This window comes from Staphylococcus sp. HMSC035D11 (genome assembly GCF_001836075.1).
GTDB lineage: Bacteria > Bacillota > Bacilli > Staphylococcales > Staphylococcaceae > Staphylococcus > Staphylococcus hominis.
This window is the reverse complement of the sequence record NZ_KV827252.1, coordinates 1-5,803: the sequence shown is the minus strand read 5'-3', so window position 1 is coordinate 5,803 and position 5,803 is coordinate 1. Positions and strand designations below refer to the sequence as shown.

Annotated in this window: 6 protein-coding genes; all 6 read left to right on the top strand. The window is 33.3% G+C overall.

What is annotated here, in order from left to right:
- Window positions 1–852 (top strand): Hsp33 family molecular chaperone HslO (hslO, locus tag HMPREF2647_RS06590; RefSeq protein WP_070859757.1); only part of this gene is annotated, 852 nt, incomplete at its 5' end.
- 196 nt (window positions 853–1,048) lie between these two features.
- Entirely contained in the window at window positions 1,049–1,981 is a 933-nt protein-coding gene (cysK, locus tag HMPREF2647_RS06585) for a cysteine synthase A (protein WP_002449949.1), read from the top strand.
- A gap of 181 nt (window positions 1,982–2,162) precedes the next feature.
- Window positions 2,163–2,966, top strand: a complete 804-nt coding sequence (gene folP / locus HMPREF2647_RS06580) for a dihydropteroate synthase (RefSeq protein WP_017176409.1) — start codon at window positions 2,163–2,165, stop codon at window positions 2,964–2,966.
- Window positions 2,944–3,309 carry a dihydroneopterin aldolase gene (gene folB, locus HMPREF2647_RS06575; protein WP_017176408.1) on the top strand — a complete coding sequence of 122 codons (366 nt, stop codon included), beginning with the start codon at window positions 2,944–2,946 and terminating at the stop codon, window positions 3,307–3,309. The genes folP and folB overlap by 23 nt, the downstream gene beginning before the upstream one ends.
- Entirely contained in the window at window positions 3,309–3,788 is a 480-nt protein-coding gene (gene folK, locus HMPREF2647_RS06570) for a 2-amino-4-hydroxy-6-hydroxymethyldihydropteridine diphosphokinase (protein WP_017176407.1), read from the top strand. Before folB ends, folK begins: the two co-directional genes overlap by 1 nt.
- Window positions 3,789–3,949: 161 nt before the next feature.
- Window positions 3,950–5,440 carry a lysine--tRNA ligase gene (gene lysS, locus HMPREF2647_RS06565; RefSeq protein WP_017176406.1) on the top strand — a complete coding sequence of 497 codons (1,491 nt, stop codon included), beginning with the start codon at window positions 3,950–3,952 and terminating at the stop codon, window positions 5,438–5,440.
- The last annotated feature ends 363 nt before the right edge of the window (window positions 5,441–5,803 follow it).

The window sequence follows — 5,803 nt, the reverse complement described above, 5'->3', positions numbered from 1 at the left end:
TTTGATGGAGAAGTACGTGCGTATGCTGCATTAACAACTGAATCAGTTCAAGAAGGCCAAACACGTCACTATACATGGCCTACAGCTTCAGCAGCGATGGGGAGAACAATGACAGCAACGTTATTAATGGGGGCAATGTTAAAAGGAGATCAAAAGCTTACTGTCACAGTAGATGGTAAGGGCCCAATTGGTCGAATTATTGCTGATGCAGATGCACAAGGAAATGTCCGTGCATATGTTGACCATCCTCAAACCCATTTTCCACTTAATGATCAAGGTAAATTGGATGTAAGACGAGCAGTAGGTACTGAGGGTGCAATTCAAGTCGTTAAGGATGTAGGAATGAAAGATTATTTCTCAGGCGCAAGTCCAATCGTTTCTGGTGAGCTTGGAGAAGATTTCACTTATTATTTTGCGACAAGTGAACAAACACCGTCATCAGTGGGATTAGGGGTACTTGTTAACCCTGATAATTCTATTAAAGCAGCGGGTGGATTTATTATACAAGTCATGCCAGGCGCTAAAGAAGAAACTATTACTAAATTAGAAAATGCAATTAACCAAATGCAGCCAGTTTCTAAATTGATTGAACAAGGCTTAACACCAGAAGGTATCTTAAATGAAATTTTAGGTGAAGAGAATGTACAAATTTTGGAAACAATGGATGCACAATTTGAATGTAATTGTAGTCATGAAAAATTCCTAAATGCAATTAAAGGTTTAGGTGAAGCAGAAATTGAAGATATGATTAAAGAAGATCATGGTGCTGAGGCCGTGTGTCATTTCTGTGGAAATAAATATCATTATTCTGAAGGCGAACTTCAAGAACTACTTGATACAATAAAAAAATAGTAGAATGTTGATGAGCAATAAACGTATGTTTATTGCTCTTTTTTTATGGGAAGAACTAAATGTAACTAATGAAAGTAAAATATTACATCATATTTAAAGAAATATCTTTGTCTTTTTAGAAAATTCTGATAGAATATAGTTATATCCGATAGAAAAACTAAGTTTTAAATTAGAAAGTTAAAGGAGCGTTTTTTCGATGGCACAAAAACCTGTAGAAAATATTACACAAATTATTGGCAACACACCGGTAGTAAAATTAAGAAACGTAGTAGATGAAGATGCGGCAGATGTATATGTAAAATTAGAGTATCAAAATCCAGGTGGCTCTGTAAAAGACCGTATTGCTTTAGCAATGATTGAAAAAGCTGAAAAAGAAGGGAAAATTAAACCTGGTGATACAATTGTAGAACCAACAAGTGGTAATACTGGTATTGGTTTAGCATTTGTTTGTGCAGCTAAAGGTTATAAAGCAGTATTTACTATGCCTGAAACAATGAGTTCTGAACGTCGCAACTTATTAAAAGCATATGGTGCGGAATTAGTGTTAACACCTGGATCTGAAGCAATGAAAGGTGCTATTAAGAAAGCTAAAGAATTGAAAGAAGAACATGGTTATTTCGAACCTCAACAATTTGAAAATCCAGCTAACCCTGAAGTACATGCATTAACAACTGGTCCTGAATTAGTTGAACAATTTGAAGGCAAACAAATTGATGCTTTCTTAGCAGGTGTTGGTACTGGCGGTACACTATCTGGTGTAGGTAAAGTCTTAAAAGAGAAATATCCTAACGTTGAAATTGTAGCAATTGAACCAGAAGGATCTCCTGTATTAAGTGGTGGAGAACCTGGACCACATAAATTACAAGGTTTAGGTGCTGGCTTTGTACCTGATACTTTAAATACTAATATTTATGATAGTATCATTAAAGTTGGTAATGAAACTGCAATGGAAACATCACGTCGTGTGGCTAAAGAAGAAGGTATCTTAGCAGGTATTTCTTCAGGCGCAGCAATTTATGCAGCAATCGAAAAAGCAAAAGAGTTAGGTAAAGGTAAAACAGTTGTAACAGTATTACCAAGTAATGGTGAACGTTACTTATCTACACCATTATATTCATTCGATGACTAATGATGATATAAGTTGATATTTGAATATCATGTTTTAAATAAGAAATGGCTGGTTTCGTAAAAGGCGGAGCCAGCTATTTTTTAGTATAAAGGTTCTTTTAGTTAACAATACTGAAATATAGACTAAATGAGTGTATCATGTGAGTATACATATTTATTTTTAAAACAAAGGATGATTGATAGTGGGTAAAACAAAAATTATGGGAATCTTAAATGTAACGCCTGATTCATTTTCAGATGGTGGTCAGTATAATTCAATTGATAACGCAGTTACACGTGCTAAAGAAATGATTGATGAAGGCGTAGATATTATTGATGTAGGAGGCGTATCAACAAGACCTGGGCACACAGAAGTGTCTTTAGAAGAAGAAATGCAACGTGTAGTGCCAGTTGTAGAAGAATTAGTAAAACTAAATGTACAAATTTCCATAGATACATATCGCAGTGAAGTTGCTGAAGCTTGTCTAAGATTAGGGGCCACAATGATTAATGACCAATGGGCTGGGTTATATGATCCTCATATTTTAGATGTAGTTGCTAAATATGAAGCGGAAATTGTGTTAATGCATAATGGAGATGGCCAACGTGACCAACCAGTTGTAGAAGAAATGCTATTAACACTTATAAAGCAAGCAAATAAAGCAGAAATGGCAGGGATTCCAAAACATAAAATATGGTTAGATCCTGGAATTGGATTTCCCAAAAGTAGAAAAGAAAAAAATGAAGTAATGGCTCGATTAGATGAATTAGTTGCTACAGAGTATCCAGTTTTATTAGCGACAAGTCGTAAAAGTTTTATTAGAGATATGATTTCTACTGATACGACACCTAAAGAAAGAGATGAGGCCACTGCTGCTACTACTGCCTATGGTATAATGAAAGGCATAAAAGCAGTTCGCGTACATAATGTTGAATTAAATGTACGTTTAGCTCAAGGTATAGATTTTTTGAAGGAGAATGAAAATGAACGACATGATCTTTCTTAAAGGGATGAAGTTTTATGGATATCATGGTGCACTCGCAGCTGAGAATGAAATAGGTCAAATTTTTTTAGTAGACGTAACTTTAAAAGTAGACTTATCAAAAGCGGGGCAGACAGATAATGTTAAAGATACTGTGCATTATGGTGAAGTATTTGAGGATGTAAAAGATATTGTTGAAGGTCCACCTTGCAATTTAATCGAGCATCTAGCTGAACGTATTGCAAAACGTATAAATTCACACTATAATCGTGTAATGGAAACGAAAGTCAGAATCACTAAAGAAAATCCACCTATACCTGGTCATTACGATGGTGTGGGTATTGAAATAGTGAGGGAGAATCGTTAATGGTACAAGCATATTTAGGTTTAGGAAGTAATATTGGTGATAGAAAACAACAACTTCTTAAGGCAATTGATTTAATTGGAAACATTAAGGGTATAAAGGTAACAAAACAATCATCGATATATGAAACTGCACCGATTGGCTATACTGATCAGCCTAATTTCTTGAATTTGTGTTTAGAGATTGAAACCGAGTTGTCACCTCAGCAATTGCTTAAGCATTGTTTAGACATTGAACAACAACTGCATCGAGTAAGAGAAATACGTTGGGGTCCTAGAACATTAGATATAGATATCTTATTATATAGTGATAATATTATTGAAACAGACAATTTAAGTATACCTCACCCACGAATGCAAGAACGTGCTTTTGTACTTATACCGTTGAACGATATTGCATCGGACAAAAAGGATCCACGATTAAATCAGAAAATTCATGATTTAGTTTTTCCAGATGATACGGTTAAGAAATATAAAGATTAAGTGCTAAGATAAGTGCTTAAATTCTTAAGATATAAATATATTTTAAGAATTTAACTATGTGACTATGTATAAAATAGTGAATGGAAAATATTTTACAATATTTTTAATAAGTACATAACATCCATTAATAGTAAAACAGGAAGATTAAAGGAGAGAGAGTAATGTCAGAAGAAATGAATGACCAAATGCAGGTTCGTCGACAAAAATTACAAGAACTTATTGATTTAGGAATTGACCCATTTGGTAAACGCTTTGAACGCACAGCTACTGCAAGTGAATTAAAAGAAAAATGGGATCATTTTTCTAAAGAAGAATTACATGAAAAAGAAGACGAAAGTCATGTTTCTATTGCAGGGCGTTTAATGACAAAACGTGGTAAAGGTAAAGCAGGATTTGCACATGTACAAGATTTAACTGGTCAAATTCAAATTTATGTACGTAAAGATCAAATTGGCGAAGAACCTTTTGATAACCTTTGGAAAACAACGGATTTAGGTGACATTGTAGGTATTGAAGGTGTCATGTTTAAAACAAATACTGGCGAATTATCAGTAAAAGCAAAATCATTTACATTATTATCTAAAGCTTTAAGACCATTACCTGATAAATTTCATGGTTTACAAGATATTGAGCAAAGATATCGCCAACGTTATCTAGATTTAATTACTAACCAAGATAGTACTCGTACATTTATTAACCGTAGTAAAATCATCCAAGAAATGAGAAATTATTTAAATCAAAGAGGTTATTTAGAAGTAGAAACGCCAATGATGCATCAAATCGCTGGTGGTGCTGCAGCTCGACCATTTGTTACCCATCATAATGCACTAGATGCAACGTTATATATGCGTATTGCGATAGAATTACATTTAAAACGATTAATTGTAGGCGGATTAGAAAAAGTTTATGAAATTGGTCGTGTATTCCGTAATGAAGGTGTATCAACACGCCATAATCCTGAGTTTACTATGATAGAGTTATATGAAGCATATGCCGATTATCATGATATTATGGATTTAACAGAATCTATGGTTAGACATATTGCACAAACTGTATTAGGTTCAGCAAAAGTGCAATATAATGGCGAAGAAATTGACTTAGAATCAGATTGGAAACGACTTCATATTGTAGACGCTGTTAAAGAGGCTACAGGTGTAAACTTTTATAATGTGAAAACGGATGAAGAAGCTAAAGCATTAGCTAAAGAGCATGGTATCGAAATTACAGAAAACATGAAATATGGACATATTTTAAATGAATTCTTTGAACAAAAAGTTGAAGAAACATTAATTCAACCTACATTTATTTATGGACATCCAATTGAAATTTCTCCACTTGCTAAGAAAAATCCAGAAGATCCAAGATTTACTGATCGTTTCGAGTTGTTTATTGTAGGTAGAGAACATGCAAATGCTTTCACAGAATTAAATGATCCAATCGATCAACGTGAACGTTTTGAAGCACAACTTGTTGAAAAAGAACAAGGTAACGATGAAGCTCATGAAATGGATGAAGATTACATTGAAGCGCTTGAATACGGTATGCCACCAACAGGCGGACTAGGAATTGGAATTGATCGTTTAGTTATGTTGTTAACAGATTCACCATCTATTAGAGATGTATTATTATTCCCTTACATGAGACAAAAATAAGATCAATATAAATTAAAAGCGTTGCTTGCTAAGGTAAGCAACGCTTTTTTATGAAAAACAAAATGAAAAAAATTAATTAAAAAAGGACTAGATATTATATATATGATGTGGTAGTATACTATGAGTGTTCAAAAATTAAATCCTTTTTTAAAAATTAATTTAAAAAATCTTTAAAAACTTATTGACATTAAACTTTGTTTATTATAAGATATAAAAGTCGTCAAAAACGAAAGTTAATTTTGTAAAACGCTTGTAAAAAGAATTTTAATAAAGTGTAAAATTAACTATTGAAAAATTAATTAATTAGTAATATACTTGTTTAAGTAAGTTGTTGTCTGGTGACAATGGCAAGGAGGTCACACC

Excerpts from the sequence above, each read along its gene's own strand:
- cysK (WP_002449949.1), top strand. The coding sequence starts at position 1,049 with ATGGCACAAAAACCTGTAGAAAATATTACACAAATTATTGGCAACACA.
- folB (WP_017176408.1), top strand. The coding sequence starts at position 2,944 with ATGAACGACATGATCTTTCTTAAAGGGATGAAGTTTTATGGATATCAT.
- folK (WP_017176407.1), top strand. The coding sequence starts at position 3,309 with ATGGTACAAGCATATTTAGGTTTAGGAAGTAATATTGGTGATAGAAAA.
- lysS (WP_017176406.1), top strand. The coding sequence starts at position 3,950 with ATGTCAGAAGAAATGAATGACCAAATGCAGGTTCGTCGACAAAAATTA.